Below are 22,928 nucleotides of genomic sequence, written 5' to 3'. Positions count from 1 at the left end.
TATTGCGGTCATTGCTTTAATTATTATTTAACGCATGCAAAAAATTCAATTAATTAAAGTACGCGTAGATGTTACAAATCCCAAAACCTTTCCAAAGGGTTTTGTTGATGGTGAGGCATTAAATCTCGTTACAGAGATGCAAATCATGGCGCATGAAAGTGAAGATGACCTGGAGTGGGAGATGCTAAATGGAGGCTCTCCGAAGCTCCGTATAGACAAGGTTTCCTCTTAAGGGGTTGAAATTATGCTAAGTGCAATATACAATTGCTATATACAGATGGAGGGTGAAATTTTGGCTATTTCAACAGTGTTTACCAACAACCGTACTCAGGCGGTGAGATTGCCTGCAGAAATGCGGCTGCCAGAAAATGTTCGAAAGGTTAATGTTCGCGCAAAGGGTCGGGAGAGAATAATTGCCCCAATTGAAAACATGTGGGACAACTACTTTTTGGGCGATGCCCGTGTAAGTGATGATTTTATGAATGAAAGAGGCTCTCAAGAGCAAAGAGATAGAGAGCCTCTCTAATGCTTAAGTACTTGCTAGATACCAATCTTGTTATTTATGTAATGAAGGGAAAGCCGCTGGAAGTGCTTAAGATCTTCAATAAAAATGCAAACCGAATGGCAATATCAACAATTACGTTGGCGGAGTTGATGTATGGCGCAGAAAAGAGTCAACAGGTTGAAAGTAATCTTAATAACATTGAAGACTTTGTAAGTCATTTGGAAGTTTTACCTTATGACATAAATGCAACTCAGCATTATGGTCAAATTAAGGCATTCTTGGAGAGCAAGGGTAAGCCTATTGGAGTAAATGATATTCATATTGCGGCTCATGCTAGAAGTCATGGTTTAACCCTGGTAACAAATAATCTATCCGAATTTAAAAGAGTCCCTAACCTTGCCCTTGAAAATTGGGTTTAGAAAAAATATCCTAATAAAAATGCCTAGCATTGCTAGGCATTTTTATTATTAAAAGTTTAGAGACTTATTCCAATGTTTCTAAGTAACGCTGCGCATCAAGTGCAGCCATACAACCTGTACCAGCACTAGTAATTGCTTGACGGTAGATGTGATCTTGTACATCGCCAGCCGCAAACACGCCAGGGATATTGGTGGCAGTAGCATTGCCTTCAAGTCCTGATTGGGTCTTGAGGTAGCCATTGTTCATATCGAGCTGACCAACAAAAAGTTCAGTGTTTGGCTTGTGACCAATGGCGATAAAGGCGCCAGTCACAGCAATCTCTTCAGTGCTGCCATCTTGTTTCTTAATGCGCACACCAGTAACACCTTTTTCATCGCCAAGCACTTCATCAAGAGTGGCGTTCAATTTGAGCTCTACTTTGCCTTCAGCAACTTTCGCCATTAAGCGATCGTTCAAGATTGGCTCAGCGCGGAATTTATCGCGACGATGAATCACAGTTACTTTTTTGGCAATACCTGTGAGATAGAGCGCTTCTTCAACAGCAGTGTTACCACCACCCACTACGCAAACATCTTGATTGCGGTAGAAGAAACCATCACAAGTTGCGCAACCAGAAACACCGCGACCCATGAATGCTTCTTCACTTGGTAGGCCGATGTATTGAGCAGAAGCGCCTGTGCAAATGATTAAGGCATCGCAGGTGTAAGTTCCAGAATCGCCAACCAGGCGAATCGGTTTCTCTTTAAGGGCTGCTGTATGGATGTGATCAAAAATGATTTCAGTATTAAAGCGCTCAGCATGCTTTAAAAAGCGATCCATGAGCTCCGGGCCTTGAACGCCATCGGCATCCGCAGGCCAGTTTTCCACGTCGGTTGTGGTCATTAATTGACCGCCTTGAGCCAGCCCAGTAATGAGGGTGGGGTTCAAATTGGCTCGGGCTGCGTAGACAGCGGCTGTGTAGCCAGCAGGGCCTGATCCAAGGATGAGAACTTTAGAGTGTTTTGGGGTATTTGTAGTCATATTCAAATTATAGATTTGCTTGATTACAATCGGTAGAACATGGCAAGAACCGCATATCCGAAGTCCAAGACTCCATTGAGTCCCGAGCCCCCTAATACTGGCGGGCAGGGCAGGATGCCCCGCCTTTTATTGGAGGCCCGCTGGTTCATCTCCCTAGGCCTTTGCTTGGGCTTATTTGCCATTTTGCTGACCTATTCCAAGGCTGACCCAGCCTGGTCCCACGCCAGTTTCGAGGATCCTAAGAACCTAGGCGGTCGTTTTGGGGCTTATTTAGCCGATTTAATGCTCTATGTCTTTGGTATTTCTGCCTTTTGGTGGGTGGCTTTATTTGGGCGCCGTGTCCTTAATGGCTGGCGTGAGCTTTGGAGCATCCCCTTGCCACCGGATCCAGAGGCTAAACCAGATTCCTTGTTAATGCGCTGGTTGGGCTTTGGCCTGACCTTAGCCTGCAGTATGGGTCTTGAGTCTATTCGGATGCATTCGCTGTCCTGGCAGCTTCCTAGGCCGCCTGGAGGCATTTTGGGTGAGCTGATCGGTGACCCATTGCAAATGTCCCTTGGTTTTACTGGCGCCACCTTGGTTTTGCTCTTTGGGTTGTGTGCCGGCCTCTCCCTATTTCTGCATTTCTCCTGGTTGGACGTTGCTGAAAAAGTAGGACGTTTCCTGGAGGTATCTTTTCACCGTATTCGTGAACGTCGCGATAGCGAAGAAGATCGCAAGTTAGGCGAAGTTGCGGCAGAAGAGCGCGAAGAATTTGTAGAAGAATTCCGCGGTCGTGTTGAAGTAGCTGCGCCAGTACAGATTGTGCGTGCACCGGTAGAGATTCCAAAGAGTGCTCGAGTTGAGCGCGAGAAACAACAACCTCTGTTTGTGGATATTCCAGATTCAGAGTTACCACCACTCGCTTTGCTTGATCCGGTACCAGAAGCAAAAGAAACTATCTCTGCTGAAGTATTGGAATTTACCTCTCGTTTAATCGAACGTAAGTTAGCTGAATTTAATGTACAGGTAACCGTCATTGCTGCATACCCCGGCCCAGTGGTAACACGCTACGAGATTGATCCAGCAGTGGGCGTGAAGGGTAGTCAGATTGTGAACCTCTCACGTGACTTGGCCCGCTCATTGGGCGTAGTGAGTATGCGTGTAGTAGAAACTATTCCGGGTAAGACCTGTATGGCATTGGAATTACCAAATCCAACACGTCAGTCTGTGTACTTGTCAGAGATTCTGACCTCACAGGTATACAACGACAACCATTCATTGCTGACCCTAGCCTTAGGTAAAGATATTTCCGGTAGCCCAATGGTGGCTGACTTGGCGAAGATGCCGCATTGCCTAGTTGCAGGTACTACCGGTGCCGGTAAGTCTGTTGGTATCAATGCCATGATTTTGTCGCTACTTTTTAAGGCTAAGCCTGATGAAGTACGTTTGATCATGATTGATCCGAAGATGCTAGAGATGGCAATCTACGACAAGATTCCACATTTGTTATGCCCAGTCGTCACGGATATGAAGCAGGCGTATAACGCGCTCAATTGGGCTGTGAACGAGATGGAGCGCCGCTACAAACTGATGAGTAAGTTTGGCGTACGTAACTTAGCTGGCTTTAACAAGAAGATTTTGGAAGCAGAAGAAAAAGGTGAGAAGCTCACCAATCCATTTAGCTTGACGCCGGATGATCCAGAGCCAATTTATAAAGCACCAGTCATCGTCATTGTGATCGATGAGTTGGCTGACTTGATGATGGTCTCTGGTAAGAAGATTGAAGAGTTGATTGCGCGTATTGCACAAAAGGCACGTGCTGCTGGCATTCATTTGGTTCTAGCAACACAACGTCCAAGCGTTGACGTTATTACTGGTTTGATTAAAGCTAACGTTCCTACCCGTATTTCATTCCAGGTGAGCTCGAAGATCGACAGCCGTACGATTTTGGATCAGCAGGGCGCGGAGGCATTGCTTGGTATGGGTGACATGCTTTACATGGCACCAGGCACCGGCTTACCAGTGCGTGTACACGGCGCCTTTGTGTCTGACGATGAAGTTCATCGTGTGGTGGAATGGCTCAAAGAGAAGGGCGAAGCGAATTATATTGATGGCGTCCTCGAAGGCGCGGATGAATCTAATGTTGATGCATTGACCGGTGAGAGCGGTGGCGAAGCCGACCCGCTCTACGATCAAGCTGTAGCTATCGTTCTCGAAAATAAACGCCCATCTATCTCATTAGTACAACGTCATCTGCGTATTGGTTATAACCGAGCTGCACGCCTCCTAGAGGATATGGAAAAAGCCGGCCTCGTATCAAAGATGGGTAACGGTGGTAATCGCGAGATTTTGCACCGTCCTTCAGAGTAAGAATCCATGTCAAGATTTCTAATTTCAGCAATTCTTGGAATTGCAAGCATTCTGTTTGCAGGCACAGCGTTCTCACAATCTGAGAGTGGTGCTGAGCAATTACGTCAATTTGTGCGTAACTCCAAAACTGCCGAAGGTGATTTTGTGCAACAGCAGTTGCGTGCGCCTAAGGCGAATGAGCCGCAAGACAAGGGCTTGAAAGTTCTACGTCAAACGCAAGGACATTTTGTATTTCAGCGTCCAGGCCGTTTTATCTGGGATACCCAAAAACCTTACGAGCAAAAGTTGATTGCTGATGGCAAGCAGTTGATTCTGTGGGACAAGGATTTAAATCAGGCAACCTTTCGTCCGGCAGGCCAGGCTTTGGCATCCACTCCAGCAGCAATCTTGTTTGGTGAAACATCTCTTGAGCAGCACTTTGACTTGATTGAAGGCGAAGAGCGCTTGGGCATGAAGTGGGTTTCTCTAACGCCTAAAAAGGACTCCAACGCAAAGAATAAAAATGATCTTCCTTATACGAAGATCTCTATTGGCATGGCCAATAACTTGCCTAGGGCTCTTGAATTAACTGATGGGCTTGGAAGTGTGGTTTTGGTAACCCTGGATAAGATCCAATTGAACATCAATTTGCCTGCTAATCGCTTCACTTTTATTCCGCCAGCAGGCGCTGAAGTCTTGCGCTTAAACTAGAGCCACAATATTCACTAAGTACTAAAACAGAACAAACCAAACCAGAGCAACATATGATTGATCCGCAATTACTCCGTAAAGATATCGCCGCAGTTGCTGCACGTTTAGCTGCTCGTAAGTTCCAGTTGGATGTTGATAAATTCAATGCCCTAGAATCGGAGCGCAAATCTTTACAAACCCGTACCGAAGAATTGCAAGCTAAGCGCAATCAATTGTCTAAAGCGATTGGTATGAAAAAAGGTAAGGGTGAGGACGCTTCTGCTGAGATGGCGGAAGTTGCACAAGTAAACACCGACATGGAATCTGGTTCTGCCCGCTTAGTAGTGCTTCAGGCAGAAATTTCTGATTTCTTAATGGGTATTCCGAATCTGCCAGATGAGTCTGTGCCAACAGGTAAAGACGAAACCGAAAACAAAGAAGTAAAGCGTTGGGGTGAGCAACCGATTTTTGATTTTGAGATTAAAGATCACGTGGACCTTGGCGGCCCATTAGGTCTTGACTTTGAAGTGGCGGCAAAAATCAGCGGTTCACGCTTTGCAGTACTCAAAGGACCAATCGCCAGATTGCACCGCGCCTTAGCGCAGTTCATGATCGATACTCATGCCACAAAGCATGAGTATCAAGAAGTCTACGCACCTTATATGGTGAACGCTGCATCTATGCGCGGCACAGGCCAGTTGCCCAAATTTGAAGAAGACTTATTCAAGGTTCCCCGCCAAATGGGCGGTGAAGACGGCAATGGTGAAGCGAAGACTGAGAACTTCTATCTTATTCCAACAGCAGAAGTGCCAGTGACCAATTTAGTTCGCGATGAAATCGTCAACGCCGATAACTTGCCAATGAAGTTTGTAGCTCACACACCATGCTTTCGCTCAGAAGCGGGTAGCTATGGTCGTGATGTCCGCGGCATGATCCGTCAGCATCAGTTTGACAAAGTAGAGTTGGTGCAAATTACTAAGCCAGAAGATTCAATGCAGGCTCTAGAGGATCTGACTGGTCATGCAGAGCGTATTTTGGAGTTGCTTGAATTGCCTTACAGAAAAGTATTGCTCTGCACTGGCGATATGGGCTTTGGTAGCACCAAGACTTACGATTTAGAAGTGTGGGTGCCTTCACAAAATGCATACAGAGAAATTAGCTCATGCTCCAGCATGGGTGATTTCCAAGCGCGACGCATGCAAGCTAGATTCAAAGCTGGCCAAGGCAAACCAGAATTGGTGCATACCTTAAATGGCTCAGGCTTAGCGGTGGGTAGGGCTTTGGTTGCGTTGCTTGAGAACAAGCAACAAGTCGATGGCAGTATTGCCATTCCGAAAGCGCTGCAGCCATACTTAGGCGGCTTAGAAGTACTTAAGCCTATTTAAAGTTTGAGCAAATGAATAAGCTCTCATTATTTCTAACCCTCATCTGTGCGGCATTGGTTTCTCCAGCTATTTTGGCAACTGAAAAAACCTATCGATGCGAGGTTTTGAGTGACGCTTACATTAAAAGCAATGGAGAGCTAGATATCGTTAAAGACAGTCCCAGAATTGGCCAAGAATTTGCAGTGGTCAAAAAAACTGGGGAAGTGGTTGGCGATGTGATGGATTCTTTAGGAAAGCCCAAAGTCATCGCATCAGGAAGCAACGGCAATGCTTACAAAGTTATTTGGACGCAAAAGTCTGCAGGTAAGAATGGTGCCTTTGTGGACTATCTCAGCATCGAAGGGTTTGCAAAAGACGGTAAGAAGCCGTTTGGATTCTTCTCTGGCGCACTGCTAATGACAGGCAGTTGCGAGTAATGGCGCCACCACTCGCCTGAATCACCGCATGGCTTTATCCCAAAGGTATTTGGGTCATTTCGAAATATGCTTTTAATACATAGATTGTTAGTAGCGAGCGCCAGAGCGAATCTGATCTATTACCGATGTGCCCATTTTCATTGAGGCCCTTAACTCTCTAGCCATTTTAGATAAGGTTTTACGATCAAGTTTTTGAGCCCTGATGATTAATGCGCCGTCGCTAGATAGGGTCGCCTCAACTCTATCGCTACATTTCAATCGCATATCCTTGATGAATGCAGTGGGAATACGTAGCGCTATGCTATTACCCCATTTAGAAATTTTAATTTTCATGAGTTAGTCCTTGAATAGATATGCATAAATGTATCTCTACCTTAACGGAACTCATCCAGCTTGCCTAGCTCAAACTTTAGCCACTATCGCCCGCATGGCTTAATGTATCGATGGCTATAATGATTTATCTGTTAGGAGAGGTGGCAGAGTGGTCGAATGTACCTGACTCGAAATCAGGCGTAGGGTCAAACCTACCGAGGGTTCGAATCCCTCCCTCTCCGCCAGCACTTTTGGCACTTATATTGTTTTTGCTACATATTTCGAGGGATAGAGCCCCTAAAAGGGACTTTTCTTTCCCTACAATTCTATCTACCCACCAGCCTACCCACCACTAAAACACTGCTTGATTTCTGATGAGGTGAGCTATCCCTTGGAGAAATATTACATATTGAATCCATTCACTTCTCACGACCTAATCTACCCACCACTGTACCCACCAGTTAAACATAGATTTTAGTGAACTTGAATGGGTTGGATTGAAGTGAGATTGCCCTGTAACCCTTGTATTACATGGGTTTGATGGGTGATGGTAGACTTGCGCGGAGGGTGAATTTTTCGTCTCCCTCTCCGCCATGTCAATAGGTATTACAAGGGTTTGTGGCAATACAATACCCTTGTTCCAAAATCGTTAACAAAGCCATCCTGCTGGGTGGCTTTTTTCATTTGGGTGGACATCTCCAGCCAATTTTGATCATTTTCTCTATTAAAATTACTTTTTCTATTTAAAGATCCCAATAAAGATGTTTACTCGTTTACTCCCGATATTGTTTTTCGCCTCTATTTTGGTTGGCTGCTCTACGCCAAAAGTAATAGAGGTTACAAGGCTCTCAGACAAAGATCTATCTTGTGAATCCCTTAAAGAGGAGTATCGATATGCTGAGCAAGCTAAAAAAGATGCTGAAGATGTAAAAGGTGTAAATGGAACTAATACTGCCGCCGCAATTTTCTTCCCAGTTGGAATAATTGCCACATATAGCAATGCCAATGAAGCTATAGCAGCTGCAGATGGAAGAATGATGAGACTTTCTGATTTGATGGACAAGAAAAACTGTAAGTAGAGTCAGGCATCCTCAACCCTGGTTCGATTCCGCCACGGGTCACCAAGAAACACCAAAACCATCTTCAGGTGGTTTTTTCTTTGGATGTCTGCTTTGGGTCGTGACCGATTAAGGTTGCTGCAAAAAGAGCGGGAGATGTAGCAATGAGCTATGCAGATTGCACTAAGGCTAGAGAGTTTATTGGATGGATGCCATCAAACACGCTTTTGGATATGTGCATTGATCAAATTAGATAACTATTTTAAAAAATTTATATTGGTGCTCTTAAGCACCTGTTTATTTGCATGCTCAAGCACAAAGTCCGATCGTGAAAGTGCTATTCAGGTGCCTAATGAGGTGTGGTGGAGTTTGGCAGCCAAGCAAGATCCCGGACGATCAACCTCAAGTAATGTGTTGAAGGGGGTTGATCCAAGCGCTCAGCGAAATTTAGCGGTCGTACGCGAAAAAATGACCAAGGTAAGTCCGGCGAGCTTTACTGTGGGCTTTTCTGAAAGCGAAGATATTAATGCTTTCGCTAGTCTGCAAAACGGACAATATTTCATTGTTTTTACCAATGGGTTTATGCGTCAGTTTGGCAATGATCCTGATGTGCTTGCCGCAGTATTTGGTCATGAGTTGGGGCACCATTATTTGGGCCATACTCAGCCCGATTACGCCAAGAATAGGGATGTTGCCATTGGGGTGGCTAGCCAAACCTTGGGCGCTATTTCCAGTTATTTCATTCCCTTTAGCGGACTCCTGGTTGGCAACGCCGTGAAGGGGGTTGGTCTTTCCTATAGTAGGGATGACGAGCGTGATGCGGATAAATTTGGTATGAGGTTAGCCCTCAAGGCAGGATATTCTCCCTGTGGAAGCTATCGTTTTGCAGAAAAAATGAATGACTTGGGGCAAGGGCCCGCATTTGCTTTCCTATCAACTCACCCAGGCAATAACGAAAGACTGAAGAATTCACAAGATTTGAGTCAGTCAGAGAGCGGCATTTCATGTGTTCGTTGAAATTCCCTACCGAGGACTTTCTTAAAGCATGAGCGCTTCATAATTGGGTAATTTTTTCTATTTATTGGGTTGACGCTAATAAGGTTAAGGCTGATTCATATTCTGTCTTAGTAGGATGGGGATAAAGCTAAAGGGCTGCTCAGCCTTGGGGTCTACTTTTATCTCTACTGCTTGCACTTGTTCAGCGCCCATAATCTGCAGGCGGAGCACATTCTCTAGGGCGTATTTTTGATCTAATGTTTTTAAAGGTTGATCAAGAATGAGGCGATGACTGTCGCCATGAATTAATAGTACGGGCTTTTTGAACTCTTGCGCGCTTTTGCTAAGAGCGTGTAATGTGTCGCGATAGCCGCTATCTTCATTAATTGCCTGTGCCGGTGTATAAAACATATCTGCCTGGTAACCAAAAATGATTCCTAGATAGCCTTTGCTCGAGGCAAGTGTAAAGGCGCTTTGTATCCAATTTAGGTTGGCCTGGTTGCGCTCGTAGTACTCACTCTTTGCACGCTCATCGCGCTCGAAGTTATTGTTAGAGCCAGGAATATGAAGGCTCACAAATAAAAATTGATTCTTTACCCAATATGAATTCTCAACAAACTTCTGATAACGAGAGTCTATATCTGCTTGTCTAGTAAGTTGGGTCTGACGTCTGCCAAAACTCTTATTAGTAGTAAAGAAGGTGCTTCTGAGATTGTCTAAGCGTTCAATTGGATCGTAAGACCCAGCTAGCATCCGATGGCAATCGGTCCATTCATTGTCGCCAATGCTGTAGATCAGTGGAGAAGTAAATTGATTGAAGTAGCCCTTGACTGTTTGATTGTATTCATCGCTACAAGGAGTGGATCCTGATTTTGTATCACCAATAAAAATGCTAAAACTCGGATTCTTCTTATTGATTTCAGAAATCAGTCTTTCGTAACGAACGTAATCATCTGGGAGTTTGTAGGGCATATCACCAAGGGCTATGAACTTGAAGGGCTCAGATGATTGAGCTAAAACCCCAAAAGAGCAGGCCAGGAGAGTGCTAACGATAAGTGTCTTAATGTTGTAAATATTCATTTATACGAAGTTGGAGCCTCATCTAATTCCTTAATTTCGAGCTCCCCAAATATATAGGACTCAGAGCTAGTTTTTCTCCAACCTAGATCATGGTAAACATCTTCATAGCTTTTAGAAAACTTACGGCTGCTTTGACAAAAGATGTCTGTTAATTCGTCTTGCTCATCTTCTTCGATGGTATCGGAGAAGTAAATGACTTTTTCTTCCCCATAAGTTTTTTCTAATGTTCCTCCAGCGATATCTTTTATACAAATACCAATATTGGGGTCATAATACTTTAGGAAGACTGGTTTGATTGTGGTGATAACTGATCCTAGTTTCCAGACTGTGCCGCATTTAATTTCTTTCTTTTCTTGCTGGAAAATATTGCGCTCTACTAACGAGCCCATCTCCAGAGGAATGATTTGATAGTGCATGGTTGACTCCAATTGAGCTGCATTATGAGTTATCCCAAGTTTGCTACGATATTGTGACAATTTGATTTTTCATGAAAAGTAAGCATCTAGAATCTCCAGGTAATGCCCACTTCAGTGCGCGTTGCGCCAGCCTCTTGAGCGCCCATAGTAGCCCCCATGCTTTGAGCGGTCCTCATATATGAAAGCCCTAAATCAACACTCTCATTGATTGAAAAAATAGCAGCTACCAAGGAGTAGTAGCTTAGGTATTGGTCATTGGCCGGTGGATTTGTTGTGGCGCCCAAATCCAATGCTATGCGTATATTTGGGGCTACTGTCCAAACGGGTGCTAGTGATAAAAGAAAGATGTCTGTTCTGCTGTTGTCGGCTGCGTGCCCAATGCTGTAATTCGTGTTGTATGGTGATCGCATGTACATGGCATTTAAGTGGAGTTCTATGCCATCCCAGTATTTTGAGGCAATAAAGTTAGCTCCATAATTAAATGCAGCCAAACCAAGACCCTCTACTTGCTGTTGTTTGCTCGCAGGCAAAACTACCGTAGGTTTGATAGCAAGAGCATAACCAAGCTGTTCGTCTTCAAAAAAACGCCACTTACTAGCGAATACATAATTTGAAAGCCTTGAGTAATTTCCACTAGGACTACTGTAATAGGTTGTGGATATAGATGCCTCAACTGTGTCGCTTAGACCTCTCGTATACGTAAATGGAAAGGCTTTTGCATCTGCGTTGCCCGTGTACTCTTCGCCAGGCGTAACAATATCCGACTGTTGAGACCCGCCACGCCGATTAATAGAGAAAAAATATTGCTCTATCTGATTGCCGCCCGACCTAACCGTACCTGCATCATCCGTATTTAAGGGCTCAAATGCAAAGGCTAATGCTGGAATCAGCAGGAGAGCAAGGCCTAAACTTTTCATGAGAATCTTGCTGGTCTATCGACAAAAGAAACCATTTATATAGAGTAATTTCATGTCATTTTGATGTCACGTAGGTGCCTTACACTTTCGCGATGACTACAGAAGTAATTTCAAAACCCTTTCCTGTTGCTGGCGTTGTATTTGCTTGGGCAATGCCTTCATCTGGCAACGGCTATGAAATTCCATTGTTTGGGATTACTGATGCGCTCGAAAACCCTGATATTTCTATATGGCTACATCTCAATCTATCTAACTCGCAGATACAGAGATGGCTTGAAAATACACCGCTAATTCCTGAGCGTGTAGTAGAGATGATTCAAGAGGGCGTCAACCTCAGCCGCTTAGAGCGCATTGAAAAGCTGAATGACTGTCTCTTGATGGTGATGAATGACTTTCAGCAAGAGTTTGGTGATGAGGGGCGTGACTCTAGCTTGGGAACCCTTTGGGCAATTGTTACACCAAGATTAATGATCTCATTGCGTAACAACCCCCTGAGAACGACCGACAAATTACGATATGACCTCAGAAGCGGCCAACTAAATCCGGTCTCTGCTATTGAGTTATTCCATGAGTTGCTTGATTTGCGCGCAGAACAATTGCGTACTTTATTAACGCATCTTTCAGCCGACATGGATGAGCTCGAAGAGAATCTGCTAAAGGGTAGGGAGTTTCCTGAGCATGAAAGTTTAGGCAGAATTCGCATTCAATGTAGCCGTTTGCGCAGGCAATTTTCACCAGAATTAATCGCATTACACCGCTTGCTCAAGCGTTTGCCGTATTGGTTTAGTGATGAGGATAAGAATGGCCTAAACGATGATTTAGATTTACTAACTTATTTAGTGCAGGAAATTTCCAGTCTTTATGACCGGGCAAAGGTGCTTCAAGATGAGCAAGCCGCCCATGTCGCTGAATTTAACGCCAAAAATTTACAAGTCCTCTCTGTGATGACGGTCATTTTCCTGCCAATGACCTTGATCTCAGGGATTATGGGAATGAATATGGAGGATTTGCCTGGTTTAAAAGGATCCTTCTATGAGGTGATGATTGTTATGTCTATCGCTGGCGCTGCAGTCTATGCGTCTTTGAAGTTAAAAAGAATCATTTAATTCGCCCTATTCAGAATTTCCCCAGAAGTTGAAGTGGCTTCCTTCGCAATTTGCTCCTACTGCTTAACTTACTGATTTATATAGATAATTATCTATATTTTGCCTATGTCATGAAACCGTCATAGTGAAAACGTATCTTCCTACTATCGCAATGTTGCGTTATTTCAATATTAGGAACAATCACATGAAATCTTTTTTGAAAAAAGCACTAGTTATTAGCGCTATTTCACTTGCTCCAGCAGCTTTTGCTGTGGATATGACAGGTGCAGGCGCAACATTCCCATACCCAATTTACGCAAAGTGGGCTGAAGCCTTCAAAGCTAAGACTGGTTCTAACTTGAACTATCAGTCTATCGGTTCATCTGGTGGTATTAAGCAAATCAAAGCGAAAACTGTGGATTTCGGTGCAACAGACAATCCAGTGAAATTTGATGACTTAGAAAAAGACGGCATGGTTCAGTTCCCTGCCATCATCGGTGGTGTGGTTCCAGTGATTAACGTTGAAGGCGTAAAGCCTTATGAACTCAAGTTATCACCTGATACTTTGTCTGATATTTTCCAGGGCGTTATTACTAATTGGAACGACAAACGTATTGTCTTGAACAACCCAGGTATGAAGATGCCTGACTTGGCAATTACTGTAGTTCATCGCGCTGATGGTTCTGGAACTACTGCAATTTTTACTAACTACTTAGCTAAAGTAAGTCAGAACTGGAAAGATGCTGTTGGTGAAGGTGCTGCAGTTAAGTGGCCTGCGGCTTCTTCTGTTGGCGGTAAAGGTAACGAAGGTGTTGCTGCAAACGTATCACGTGTTAAAGGTGCAATTGGCTACGTTGAATATGCATATGCCAAGAAAAATAAAATGACTAGCGTATCTTTGAAGAATAAAGATGGTCAATTTGTGCAGCCTGATGATGTTACTTTCGCCGCCGCTGCTGCCGGTACTGATTGGTCAAAGATTCCAGGCATGGGAACATTTATTACTAACGCCCCAGGTGCTAAATCATGGCCAATTACTGGTGCATCTTTCATCTTGCTTTACAAGAATCCTGAGAACAAAGCTAATGCAGCTGAAGTAATCAAATTCTTCGACTTCGCATTCAAAGATGGCAAGAAAATGGCTGAAGAGTTGGACTACGTACCAATGCCGGATGTTACTACTGACTTTATTCGTAAGAACGTATTTTCAAAAGTGGTCACCAAGTAATATTTGGAACTGATATTTTTGGTTTCTTACACAGCGGCTCCACCAAGTGTGGGGCTGCTTTTAATTTAAATAAGCTCAAATATGATTGAAACATCTCAGTCGCACTCAGCGCCAACGCCGCAGGCCCTTCGGATTGCTAAGTTACAACGTATTCAAGACTTTTTATTCCACGGCATTACACAATTTTTTGCGCTGTCAGTACTGATTGCTCTGGTAGGCATCATCATTTCATTGATTATTAATGCTTGGCCAGCGCTAGACAAATTTGGAGTTGGATTTTTCTTTACCAAAGAGTGGGACATTGTTAATGGTGAGTTTGGCGGATTAATTGCAATTTACGGTACCATAGTTACATCTCTAATTGCGCTTCTGATCGCAGTCCCATTAAGTTTTGGTATTGCAGTTTTCTTAACGGAGTTGTGTCCAGGCCCATTACGCAGGCCACTAGGTACTGCGGTTGAGTTGCTCGCTGCTGTACCTTCGATTATTTATGGAATGTTTGGTCTTTTTATATTTGCGCCGCTTTTCGGGGAATATATTCAGCCAGCTTTGGCAGCCACCCTTGGGCAGATTCCTGGCTTAGGAATTTTGTTTTCAGGCGCATTTAATGGTATTGGCATCTTGTGTGCAGGCCTTATTTTGGCGATGATGATTCTGCCTTTCATTGCATCTGTCATGCGCGATGTATTTGAAATCGTTCCACCAGTTCTAAAGGAGTCTGCTTACGGAATTGGCTGCACTACCTGGGAAGTGGTTAAGAATGTTGTGCTTCCGTACACCAAGGCTGGTGTTATTGGTGGCGTGATGCTCGGGTTGGGTAGGGCACTTGGGGAAACAATGGCCGTCACCTTTGTAATCGGTAATGCTCATCGCCTTTCAGCATCTTTATTTGCCCCTGGAAATTCAATTGCATCGACATTAGCAAACGAGTTTGGTGAGGCTGAGCTTGGCCCACATTACTCTTCCTTATTTGCTCTTGGCCTTGCTCTATTCATGATTACATTCGTCGTTTTAGCAATCGCTAAGTGGATGTTGATGAATATGGAGAAAAAGCAAGGACTTAAAACATGAACGGTATTTCAAATATTAATCCCTCAATTTTTGCCAAACGTAAGCGTGAAAACAAAATTGGCTTAGTGCTCTCTACTGGGGCTATGGCTCTCGGTATGATTTTCTTGCTATGGATCTTGAGTGTTCTATTTATTAAAGGATTTTCGTCAATTAATTTAGGTGTATTTCTGAACAGTACACCTGCACCTGGATCCGAGGGTGGTGGCTTAGCTAATGCCATCGTTGGAAGTCTCATGATTGTGGCAAGTTGTACCCTTATTAGCACTCCTATTGGTGTACTGGCTGGCTTGTACCTTTCTGAGTATGGCGATAGAAGTAAAGTTGCTTCGATCACACGCTTTGTTACAGACATCATGCTTTCCGCCCCTTCCATTGTGATCGGTCTATTTGTGTATGCAATCGTGGTAGCCCAGGTTCGTCACTTCTCAGGCTGGGCAGGTACTATTGCCTTGGCTTTAATTGCAATTCCAGTGGTAGTTCGTACTACTGAAAACATGCTGCGTTTAGTTCCTGGAAGTCTTCGTGAGGCAGCTTATGCCCTTGGTACGCCTAAATGGAAAGTAGCATTCATGATCACTTTAAGAGCGGCTCAAAGTGGTGTTATCACCGGAATCTTATTAGCGCTTGCACGCGTTAGCGGTGAAACAGCGCCCTTATTATTTACAGCGTTAAACAACCAATTTTTCTCAACTAATATGAATGCACCAATGGCAAACTTGCCTGTGGTGATTTTCCAGTTTGCGATGAGTCCATATGACAATTGGGTTGATTTGGCATGGGCAGCAGCGTTATTAATTACATTTGCCGTTCTTGGCTTAAATATATTAGCGCGAGTCGTATTTCGTGAGAAGGTGCAAGCATGATGAGTAATATGAACACAATGTTTGACTTAAATAAGATCGATAGTCAAGGAGGTAGGGTGGATACAACCAATCAACAACCAGTGCAGGCAACAATTAATGCGCTCGAAGTTAGAAATCTGAATTTCTTTTATGGCGCTTTCCAGGGACTCAAAAAAATTAACCTTGATATTGAGCAGGGCAAGGTCACTGCATTCATTGGCCCTTCAGGTTGCGGCAAGTCTACTTTGTTACGCACCTTGAATCGTATGTACGATCTCTACCCTGGTCAGCGTGCTGAAGGTGAAATTAATTTCTATGGCCAGAACATTCTTGAGCCAGGGCAGGATTTAAACCTGCTACGTTCACGTATTGGTATGGTTTTTCAAAAGCCAACCCCATTCCCAATGTCAATCTATGAGAATATTGCATTTGGTGTGCGCTTATATGAAAAGCTCTCTCGCTCTGAAATGGATGAGCGTGTTGAGTGGGCATTGAACAAGGCCGCATTATGGAATGAGGCTAAGGATAAGCTCAATCAAAGCGGTCTATCTCTATCTGGCGGTCAACAGCAGCGCTTATGTATTGCGCGCGGTGTTGCAGTAAAGCCTTCTGTCATTTTGCTAGACGAACCAACCTCTGCTTTGGATCCTATTTCTACTGGAAAAATTGAAGAGTTGATTAATGAGCTTAAGCATGAGTACACGATTGCAATCGTTACGCACAACATGCAACAGGCTGCCCGTGTATCTGACTATACCGCCTATATGTATCTTGGTAGCTTGGTTGAGTATGGTAAAACTGATGAAATATTTATTAAGCCTAAGCGCAAAGAAACAGAAGACTATATAACCGGCCGCTTTGGTTAATTGGAGACACTAAATGCCAGATAAACACTTATCATCACAATTTGACGCTGATCTCAATTCACTTTCAAGCCGTCTGCTTGAAATGGGTGGATTGGTTGAGTCACAAATTGCTACAGCGATGCGTGCTTTTACGCAAATGGACATTGATACTTGCAACATCGTAATCGATAACGAAAAGCTAGTTAATGATCTTGAGATTCAGATTGATTTAGCCTGCACCGAAGTCATTGCACGTCGTCAACCTACGGCCCGTGATCTTCGTTTGGTGATGGCGGTATCCAAAGCAATTACTAATTTAGAGCGAGCAGGTGATGAGGCAGAACGCGTTGCTAAGCGAACAAAATGCTTGATTGAGTCTGGCGCGCCACACAATATTAATGTTGCCGAAATTCGTCTGTCGGGACAAATGGCGATTAATTTATTGCGCCGTAGCTTAGATGCATTTGCCAGACTTGATACGGTTGCAGCAGCAGAGGTTGTGGCTGAGGATCGTCAGATTGATGAAGAATTCAGAGGCTTCGTTCGTAAACTCATTACTTACATGTCTGAAGATCCGCATACGATTACTACCGGCCTAGATATGCTAACTATTGCTAAGGCAATCGAGCGTATTGGTGATCATGCTAAGAATATTGCCGAATTTGTAATCTACATTGCAAAAGGTTCTGATGTTCGTCACATTCCGCACGCAGATTTAGTGCGCGAAGCTACTAAAGAATAAATCGACCTATCCAAATGACTCACCGCATACTAATAGTTGAAGATGAGCCATCGATTGCGGAGCTAATTGCAATTAATTTGACTCATGCTGGTTATGAGGTCGAACGTGCAATGCAAACTGACATTGCTCAAGGCATTCTGAAGGATCGCCTACCAAGTCTGATTATTTTGGACTGGATGCTACCCGGTAAGTCAGGCGTGCAGTTTGCCAAAGAGCTCAGGGCAAATGAGCGCACAAGAGGCTTGCCTATTTTGATGTTGACGGCTAAAAGCGAAGAGGCTGATAAGGTAATGGGCCTAGACTCGGGGGCGGATGACTATGTCACCAAGCCTTTTTCGCCCAAAGAGTTAATTGCTCGGGTTAAAGCGCTACTGCGTAGACAGACCCCAACTGAAGATACTGGACCCCTTACGGTTGGCCCATTGAAACTGGACCCAAGTTCCCACAGGGTCTTAGCAATCTGGCCTAATTCAGACCCTAAGCCAATCTCCCTAGGTCCTACGGAATATAGACTTCTGCAATATTTCATGGCCAACCCAGAGCGAGTTCATTCACGAACAAGCCTGCTAGATAATGTTTGGGGTAACGAGGTTTATATTGAAGAGCGCACTGTAGATGTTCATATCAAGCGCTTGAGAGCTGCATTAAGTTCTGTAGATTGTGACCGCTTCATTGAGACGGTTCGGGGTAGTGGGTACCGCATCACAAAAATTCCAACCGAAGTCTAAAGCCGATTTTTCAGGTTTTTTATGGCCATTTCAGGGTCGCCCTTGAGATGGTCTAACATTGCAATATGATTTCCGCCTTAACCCGCTTTTTCTTTCTTATTTGCCTAGCATTTATAGTCGCATTAATAGTCCTTTATAACTGGGGCGCACAATGGGCTATCTTCTCGGCGATTGCGCTACTTTCTATCCCTCTGGTGTACTCCTACATCAATCTAGCCCGCCTGGAAAAAAGTATTCAATCGGACTCACTGGAGAGTATGTCTTTACCCAGCGGTTTCTGGGAAGAGGTTTTATTTAGGTTGCAACGATTAGTCAAAGCTTTGAAGCAAAAGATGCGAACTGTTGAGCAGCAGCATAATCGCTTTATTGAGGCTTTCCAGGCGTCTCCTAACGGCATTTTGATGTTGGATGAAAACGATCAAATTGAATGGTGTAATGCGATTTCAGAGCGTTTTTTTGGGCTGAACTTTAAGCGCGATGTAATGCAGCGAATTAACTTCCTCATTCGACGTCCAGAGTTCATTCAATATATTAATAAGCGTAACTTTGATGAACCTTTACTTCTCGAAAGAATGGGCCCTAGTAGTAGCCTGAGTCTCATGTTGCAATTATTTCCATTCGGAAACCAGCGCCACTTATTGCTAGTTCAAAACGTCACCGACCTACAAAAAGCAGATGCAATGCGACGAGATTTCGTTGCTAACGTTTCGCATGAGATGAGAACGCCTATCACTGTACTCATGGGATTTTTGGAGACAGTCCAAACCTTAGATCTTGAGAAGGGTCAACGTGATCAATACTTTGACATGATGATGTCTCAAGCTCAGCGCATGAAAAGTTTGGTTGAGGATTTATTAACACTTGCCAATTTAGAGGCTAATTCATTACCTGCGGCGAGCAAGGCCATTAATCCTGAAATGTTGATGGCTTTAATTAGAAATGATGCTGAGGCATTGTCTCAGGGTAGACACAGTTTTAATTTTGACGTTCTCAATCAATGCTCCATATTAGGAGATGAAAGAGAAATACTCTCTGCATTTAGTAATTTAGTTTCAAATGCAATTCGTTATACCCCAGACATTGGTTCGATCAATGTGAAGTGGGAAATTAATGCTGAAGGGTATGGAGAATTTTCTGTGACAGATACCGGTCCTGGTATCGCCTCTGAGCATCTCTCAAGACTTACTGAGCGTTTTTATCGTGTCGATAGAAGTCGTTCAAGGGATACAGGTGGGACAGGATTGGGTTTGGCAATTGTTAAACATATTGCAAGCCGCCATCAAGCTCAACTCATTATTGAAAGTACGCCAGGCAAGGGTAGCACTTTCATACTGCGCTTTCCAAAAGAGCGAATTGCACCCTAAGATTTAATCTTTCTTCTTCTTTTTCTTCTTTTTAGACTCTTTAGGCAGTTTTTCAGTTTTGCCACCTGCGTATAGGCACCAAACTTTGATTTCTTCAAAAAGCTCTACAAGATCCTCGTGAGGAAGACTTTTCAGGTCCACTAGGCCAATAGCACCACTTTCCTGTAGCTGCTTTACTGCATCTGCGTATCTATATTCACTCATGGCATTTGATTGTCATTATTGGGATGGCTAATGCTAGCAAAGTAATATGACAAAACTGCATTTTTTGACTGTTTAAGTGGGTTTTAGTCAGGATCCCCCGAAATTTCGGAGCCTCTTTTGACTCCATTGAGCTGGGCAACCAGCCTTTCCAGTGGTCCACCAAGGGCTAAAGTAACCAAAATAGCCCCTAAAGAGATCCCCCCAAGGATAAATTGTCCGGCTCCAAAGGCTGCCCCAATCAGGGCGCACGCCCAAAGGCTGGCCGCAGTAGTGAGGCCGTGGACCCTCTGAGACCGCTGCTCATGAATAATGACACCGGCACCCAAAAACCCCAATCCAGTAATCAGGCCTTGAAGAACCCGACTGACTGCCTGGGCATCATCTTGTACAAAATCGCTGATGAGCATTACGGCAGTTGCAGCGCCAATGGCCACCAAAGAGTGTGTACGAATTCCAGCTGATTTATGGTGCAACCAGCGATTGAGCCCAAGAATAGCTCCGACTAATAAAGCTAAAGCCAGGCGAAGTGCAATGGTTCCGTAGAGATTCCAATCGAGCATGTCATTTCCTTATTGGATATGCATTGATGTTTCACTCAGTGTATCTCAGCCACATCATTTGGTCACAAAAGCGTCTTCACTTTGTCATTTGCCGCATGAATAATTGACTTACAGTAGGCATCACATCTCTACAAGACAGAGTTGTGCACAAAAATCTTTCACCATAAGGATGCAACATGAAAAAATTGATATTACGTATGTGGCAAGCATGGAATGAAGCGAAAGCTGCTTATGTCAATCGTTATGCAAGACATCAACTAGGAAGTTAGTCATCGTAGTGTCATGATCTGAGATTACATTGAATTGTCGGGGAGTATCCGGCCAAGATAAAGTGTATGTTTCCTTCATAACCCAGCATGTGCTGGGTTTTTTCTTGCCTAGGTGGTTAATAAAAGTGAAATATATAAAGCCTAGGATGTCGATATTCATTACTTCTTAGAAAGAAAATATCATGAATCACCAACTCACTAAATATTTATCTGATGTATTTAGAAATGAAGTGCAAGAGAAATCCTCCATGGGCTCAAAAGAACATGAATCTAAGGACACTTCAATAAGAGATCCAAAAATAAATCATTTTCTACTGGATAGAAAATATACATTGCGACTTGATGAAATCATTTGAAATCACCAGCTGATGACTCGACCCTATAACATTCTCTTTCTCTGCACGGGTAATTCAGCTCGTTCAATTTTAGGGGAGGCACTTGCCACCACCCTCAGTCATGGGCGCTTTATTGGATATTCTGCAGGCTCGCAGCCAAAATTATTTGTACATCCAATCGCATTAAAACTTGCAAGGGAGATGGGTTATCCGCTTGAATTGCTGAGAAGCAAAACATGGGATGAGTTTGGCCGACAAGACGCTCCTCATATGGATTTCATCATCACCGTTTGCGATTCTGCTGCTGGGGAAGAATGCCCATATTGGCCTGGCCATCCTGCAACTGCTCATTGGGGGTTTATGGACCCAGCTGCGGTCGTTGGTAGCGAGCATGATATGTGGGAAGCTTTTAGAAAAGTTGAAATGGGTTTACGTAATCGCATTGAACTACTGATTGATCTTCCAGTAGAAAAGTTGGATCATTTGCAGATTAAAGATGAATTACATTCTATTCATCATCGATTTAACTCGGAATAGACCGCCTCAGCCTTTAGTATTTCCTTAATTTGAGGCCATTTTTTATATAGGCGTTAATATCGTTGGGTATACTCATTAGCTAGGTAACCCATGTCCTCCCAGAAGAAACCACAATTTGCTGTTTTGAGATCAGTAGAGACCTTTAAGGACCCACGCCCAAGTATCAAGAAGCGCATGGCAGATGGCAAGGATTTACGCAAGGTGGTGAGTATTGCAGACCAAGGGGTATATACGCCCCCTAAAAATCGCATTGATCCTATACAGATATTGGAGGCGCAAGCTAAACAACGTATCGAATCTTTAATTCCGATTCGTTATGAACGCATGTTGCAATCGCCTTTTGCTTTTTATCGTGGCGGTGCTGCCATCATGGCGCAAGATCTTGCTAATCAGCCGTCCACCAATATCACTGTACAGCTTTGTGGTGATATGCACGTATCCAATTTTGGATTATTTGGTACCGCTGAGCACCGCTTAGTATTTGGTATTAATGATTTTGATGAGACTTTGCCAGGAAGCTGGGAGTGGGATATCAAGCGTTTGGTTGCTAGTGCGTTAATTGCCTCAGATAGCATGGGTGGCGATAAAGCATTGGGTAAAAAATTGGTTTATCAGATTACATCTGAATATCAAAAGCGTATTGAGCAATACGCAAAAATGCCTTATTTAGATTTGGCGCAGGAGTTTATCGGCGAAAAAGATATTCGCAAGCACTTTAGTAAAGAGCATCAGAGGAAATTGGATGTTTATTTAAAGGAAACTAAAGGGCAGGGCAATATTCAAGTACTGGAGAGCTTGACGACCTTGGTGGGTAAGAATCGAAAAATTATCAACAGACCTCCTTTGATTGAGCATTTTAAAAAGGATGCCTACGGTACCCCATTATTGCCATTGATTGATAAAGCATTATTGAATTACGCCAGCACTTTGCTGGCTGATAGGCAAATACTATTTCAGCGCTATTCCTTAAAAGATTTTGCCCGAAAGGTTGTGGGGGTTGGTAGCGTCGGAACTAATTGCATGGTTTTATATTTTGAGGGTGATAGTGGGCAGGATCCTTTATTTCTTCAATACAAGGAAGCTCAACGATCCGTCTTAAGTCCCTATTTAGGGGAGTCAATTTATCGAGATATGGGGAGGCGGGTAGTCGCAGGCCAGAGACTCTTGCAGGGTGCGCCCGATATCTTTTTAAACTACGGGGCAGTTCAGTACGATATAAATAGAAGCCAGGGCTTCTATCTGCGTCAATTGCGAGATATGAAGGGTGGCATCGGAGTCGGCACTGGCGGAGTGACTTTAAAAACATTTCCGGACTATGCAAAGTTATTTGGCTGGGCCCTGGCATTAGGTCATGCTCGTTCCGGTGATGCTGCCATGATCGCAGGATATTGCGGCCAATCTGATGGGTTGAATGAGGCTTTATATGCATTCGCAAAGTCATATGCAAAGCAGAATATGAAAGATTATGAGCAGTTTTGTAAAGCTGTCAAATCTGGAAAATTGAAAGCAGCAAAGAAAAAAACAGCTTTGTAGGATTTGTAATGCCGAAGGTCATCAGAATGTCATGATTTT

At 43.8% G+C, this 22,928-nt stretch carries 27 protein-coding genes and 1 tRNA gene; 21 read left to right on the top strand and 7 right to left on the bottom strand.

The window, feature by feature from the left end:
- The first annotated feature begins 34 nt into the window (after positions 1 to 34).
- The 3 genes from PKF022_RS06275 to PKF022_RS06265 are packed head-to-tail and all read left to right on the top strand — an operon-like array spanning position 35 to position 924.
- Entirely contained in the window at positions 35 to 232 is a 198-nt protein-coding gene (locus PKF022_RS06275) for a hypothetical protein (RefSeq protein WP_281776250.1), read from the top strand.
- Between the two features lie 60 nt (positions 233 to 292).
- The gene (gene vapB / locus PKF022_RS06270) at positions 293 to 526 is read left to right on the top strand and encodes a type II toxin-antitoxin system VapB family antitoxin (RefSeq protein WP_281776249.1); all 234 of its coding nucleotides are present in this window, start codon (positions 293 to 295) and stop codon (positions 524 to 526) included.
- Complete coding sequence (locus PKF022_RS06265; RefSeq protein WP_281776248.1) at positions 526 to 924, top strand: type II toxin-antitoxin system VapC family toxin; 399 nt, start codon at positions 526 to 528, stop codon at positions 922 to 924. Before vapB ends, PKF022_RS06265 begins: the two co-directional genes overlap by 1 nt.
- A gap of 64 nt (positions 925 to 988) precedes the next feature.
- Here the strand turns inward: PKF022_RS06265 and trxB are convergent, their stop codons facing one another.
- A complete protein-coding gene (trxB, locus tag PKF022_RS06260) occupies positions 989 to 1,945 on the bottom strand; it encodes a thioredoxin-disulfide reductase (protein ID WP_281776247.1) in 957 nt (318 codons plus the stop codon).
- Between the two features lie 39 nt (positions 1,946 to 1,984).
- On the opposite strand from trxB, the gene PKF022_RS06255 reads away from it, so the two are divergent.
- From PKF022_RS06255 to PKF022_RS06240, 4 genes are read left to right on the top strand one after another with little or no spacing between them, the layout of a single operon-like run.
- Positions 1,985 to 4,297, top strand: a complete 2,313-nt coding sequence (locus tag PKF022_RS06255) for a DNA translocase FtsK (protein ID WP_281776246.1) — start codon at positions 1,985 to 1,987, stop codon at positions 4,295 to 4,297.
- A gap of 6 nt (positions 4,298 to 4,303) precedes the next feature.
- The gene (locus tag PKF022_RS06250) at positions 4,304 to 4,987 is read left to right on the top strand and encodes an outer membrane lipoprotein carrier protein LolA (RefSeq protein ID WP_281776245.1); all 684 of its coding nucleotides are present in this window, start codon (positions 4,304 to 4,306) and stop codon (positions 4,985 to 4,987) included.
- Positions 4,988 to 5,040: 53 nt separating this feature from the next.
- Positions 5,041 to 6,351: a serine--tRNA ligase gene (serS, locus tag PKF022_RS06245; RefSeq protein ID WP_281776244.1), complete on the top strand. Its 1,311-nt coding sequence runs from the start codon at positions 5,041 to 5,043 to the stop codon at positions 6,349 to 6,351.
- Between the two features lie 11 nt (positions 6,352 to 6,362).
- Positions 6,363 to 6,767 (top strand): hypothetical protein, encoded by a 405-nt coding sequence (locus PKF022_RS06240; protein ID WP_281776243.1) that lies wholly within the window; start codon positions 6,363 to 6,365, stop codon positions 6,765 to 6,767.
- 87 nt (positions 6,768 to 6,854) lie between these two features.
- Here PKF022_RS06240 and PKF022_RS06235 read toward each other — a convergent pair whose 3' ends face one another.
- Positions 6,855 to 7,100: an AbrB/MazE/SpoVT family DNA-binding domain-containing protein gene (locus PKF022_RS06235; RefSeq protein WP_281776242.1), complete on the bottom strand. Its 246-nt coding sequence runs from the start codon at positions 7,098 to 7,100 to the stop codon at positions 6,855 to 6,857.
- 134 nt (positions 7,101 to 7,234) lie between these two features.
- On the opposite strand from PKF022_RS06235, the gene PKF022_RS06230 reads away from it, so the two are divergent.
- The 3 genes from PKF022_RS06230 (at position 7,235) to PKF022_RS06220 (ending at position 9,154) form a co-directional block, all read left to right on the top strand.
- Positions 7,235 to 7,324: transfer RNA gene (locus PKF022_RS06230), tRNA-Ser, on the top strand.
- 516 nt (positions 7,325 to 7,840) lie between these two features.
- Entirely contained in the window at positions 7,841 to 8,158 is a 318-nt protein-coding gene (locus PKF022_RS06225; RefSeq protein ID WP_281776241.1) for a hypothetical protein, read from the top strand.
- A gap of 150 nt (positions 8,159 to 8,308) precedes the next feature.
- Complete coding sequence (locus PKF022_RS06220) at positions 8,309 to 9,154, top strand: M48 family metallopeptidase (protein ID WP_281776240.1); 846 nt, start codon at positions 8,309 to 8,311, stop codon at positions 9,152 to 9,154.
- A gap of 84 nt (positions 9,155 to 9,238) precedes the next feature.
- On the opposite strand, the gene PKF022_RS06215 is transcribed toward PKF022_RS06220, so the two are convergent.
- The 3 genes from PKF022_RS06215 to PKF022_RS06205 form a co-directional block, all read right to left on the bottom strand.
- Positions 9,239 to 10,105, bottom strand: a complete 867-nt coding sequence (locus PKF022_RS06215) for a hypothetical protein (protein ID WP_281776239.1) — start codon at positions 10,103 to 10,105, stop codon at positions 9,239 to 9,241.
- Between the two features lie 104 nt (positions 10,106 to 10,209).
- Positions 10,210 to 10,629 (bottom strand): hypothetical protein, encoded by a 420-nt coding sequence (locus PKF022_RS06210; protein ID WP_281776238.1) that lies wholly within the window; start codon positions 10,627 to 10,629, stop codon positions 10,210 to 10,212.
- Positions 10,630 to 10,715: 86 nt separating this feature from the next.
- Positions 10,716 to 11,546: a hypothetical protein gene (locus PKF022_RS06205; RefSeq protein WP_281776237.1), complete on the bottom strand. Its 831-nt coding sequence runs from the start codon at positions 11,544 to 11,546 to the stop codon at positions 10,716 to 10,718.
- Between the two features lie 92 nt (positions 11,547 to 11,638).
- Here PKF022_RS06205 and PKF022_RS06200 point away from each other — a divergent pair, with 92 nt between their 5' ends.
- The 8 genes from PKF022_RS06200 (at position 11,639) to phoR (ending at position 19,451) form a co-directional block, all read left to right on the top strand.
- On the top strand, positions 11,639 to 12,652 hold the full coding sequence (locus tag PKF022_RS06200) for a CorA family divalent cation transporter (protein WP_281776236.1): 1,014 nt from the start codon (positions 11,639 to 11,641) through the stop codon (positions 12,650 to 12,652).
- 184 nt (positions 12,653 to 12,836) lie between these two features.
- On the top strand, positions 12,837 to 13,859 hold the full coding sequence (gene pstS / locus PKF022_RS06195) for a phosphate ABC transporter substrate-binding protein PstS (protein ID WP_068323559.1): 1,023 nt from the start codon (positions 12,837 to 12,839) through the stop codon (positions 13,857 to 13,859).
- An 81-nt stretch (positions 13,860 to 13,940) separates the two neighbouring features.
- Positions 13,941 to 14,930: a phosphate ABC transporter permease subunit PstC gene (gene pstC, locus PKF022_RS06190; RefSeq protein WP_281776235.1), complete on the top strand. Its 990-nt coding sequence runs from the start codon at positions 13,941 to 13,943 to the stop codon at positions 14,928 to 14,930.
- Positions 14,927 to 15,793, top strand: coding sequence for a phosphate ABC transporter permease PstA (gene pstA / locus PKF022_RS06185; RefSeq protein ID WP_281776234.1), 867 nt, complete (start codon positions 14,927 to 14,929; stop codon positions 15,791 to 15,793). The genes pstC and pstA overlap by 4 nt, the downstream gene beginning before the upstream one ends.
- A complete protein-coding gene (gene pstB, locus PKF022_RS06180; RefSeq protein WP_281776233.1) occupies positions 15,790 to 16,638 on the top strand; it encodes a phosphate ABC transporter ATP-binding protein PstB in 849 nt (282 codons plus the stop codon). Before pstA ends, pstB begins: the two co-directional genes overlap by 4 nt.
- Before the next feature lie 13 nt (positions 16,639 to 16,651).
- Complete coding sequence (phoU, locus tag PKF022_RS06175; protein ID WP_281776232.1) at positions 16,652 to 17,359, top strand: phosphate signaling complex protein PhoU; 708 nt, start codon at positions 16,652 to 16,654, stop codon at positions 17,357 to 17,359.
- A gap of 14 nt (positions 17,360 to 17,373) precedes the next feature.
- On the top strand, positions 17,374 to 18,087 hold the full coding sequence (phoB, locus tag PKF022_RS06170; protein ID WP_281776231.1) for a phosphate regulon transcriptional regulator PhoB: 714 nt from the start codon (positions 17,374 to 17,376) through the stop codon (positions 18,085 to 18,087).
- A gap of 65 nt (positions 18,088 to 18,152) precedes the next feature.
- The gene (phoR, locus tag PKF022_RS06165; protein ID WP_281776230.1) at positions 18,153 to 19,451 is read left to right on the top strand and encodes a phosphate regulon sensor histidine kinase PhoR; all 1,299 of its coding nucleotides are present in this window, start codon (positions 18,153 to 18,155) and stop codon (positions 19,449 to 19,451) included.
- 3 nt (positions 19,452 to 19,454) lie between these two features.
- On the opposite strand, the gene PKF022_RS06160 is transcribed toward phoR, so the two are convergent.
- On the bottom strand, positions 19,455 to 19,655 hold the full coding sequence (locus tag PKF022_RS06160; protein WP_068323546.1) for a hypothetical protein: 201 nt from the start codon (positions 19,653 to 19,655) through the stop codon (positions 19,455 to 19,457).
- 83 nt (positions 19,656 to 19,738) lie between these two features.
- Positions 19,739 to 20,215, bottom strand: a complete 477-nt coding sequence (locus PKF022_RS06155) for an MgtC/SapB family protein (RefSeq protein WP_281776229.1) — start codon at positions 20,213 to 20,215, stop codon at positions 19,739 to 19,741.
- A 451-nt stretch (positions 20,216 to 20,666) separates the two neighbouring features.
- On the opposite strand from PKF022_RS06155, the gene PKF022_RS06150 reads away from it, so the two are divergent.
- From PKF022_RS06150 to PKF022_RS06140, 3 genes are all read left to right on the top strand, one after another.
- Positions 20,667 to 20,840, top strand: a complete 174-nt coding sequence (locus tag PKF022_RS06150; RefSeq protein ID WP_281776228.1) for a hypothetical protein — start codon at positions 20,667 to 20,669, stop codon at positions 20,838 to 20,840.
- Between the two features lie 12 nt (positions 20,841 to 20,852).
- Positions 20,853 to 21,356: an arsenate reductase ArsC gene (locus PKF022_RS06145; RefSeq protein ID WP_281776227.1), complete on the top strand. Its 504-nt coding sequence runs from the start codon at positions 20,853 to 20,855 to the stop codon at positions 21,354 to 21,356.
- A gap of 90 nt (positions 21,357 to 21,446) precedes the next feature.
- On the top strand, positions 21,447 to 22,889 hold the full coding sequence (locus tag PKF022_RS06140; protein WP_281776226.1) for a DUF2252 domain-containing protein: 1,443 nt from the start codon (positions 21,447 to 21,449) through the stop codon (positions 22,887 to 22,889).
- Positions 22,890 to 22,928 lie beyond the last annotated feature (39 nt).

This window comes from Polynucleobacter sp. KF022 (assembly GCF_027924105.1).
Lineage (GTDB): Bacteria > Pseudomonadota > Gammaproteobacteria > Burkholderiales > Burkholderiaceae > Polynucleobacter.
Note: the sequence above shows the minus strand (reverse complement) of the source record. Positions and strands in the feature narration are given on the sequence as shown.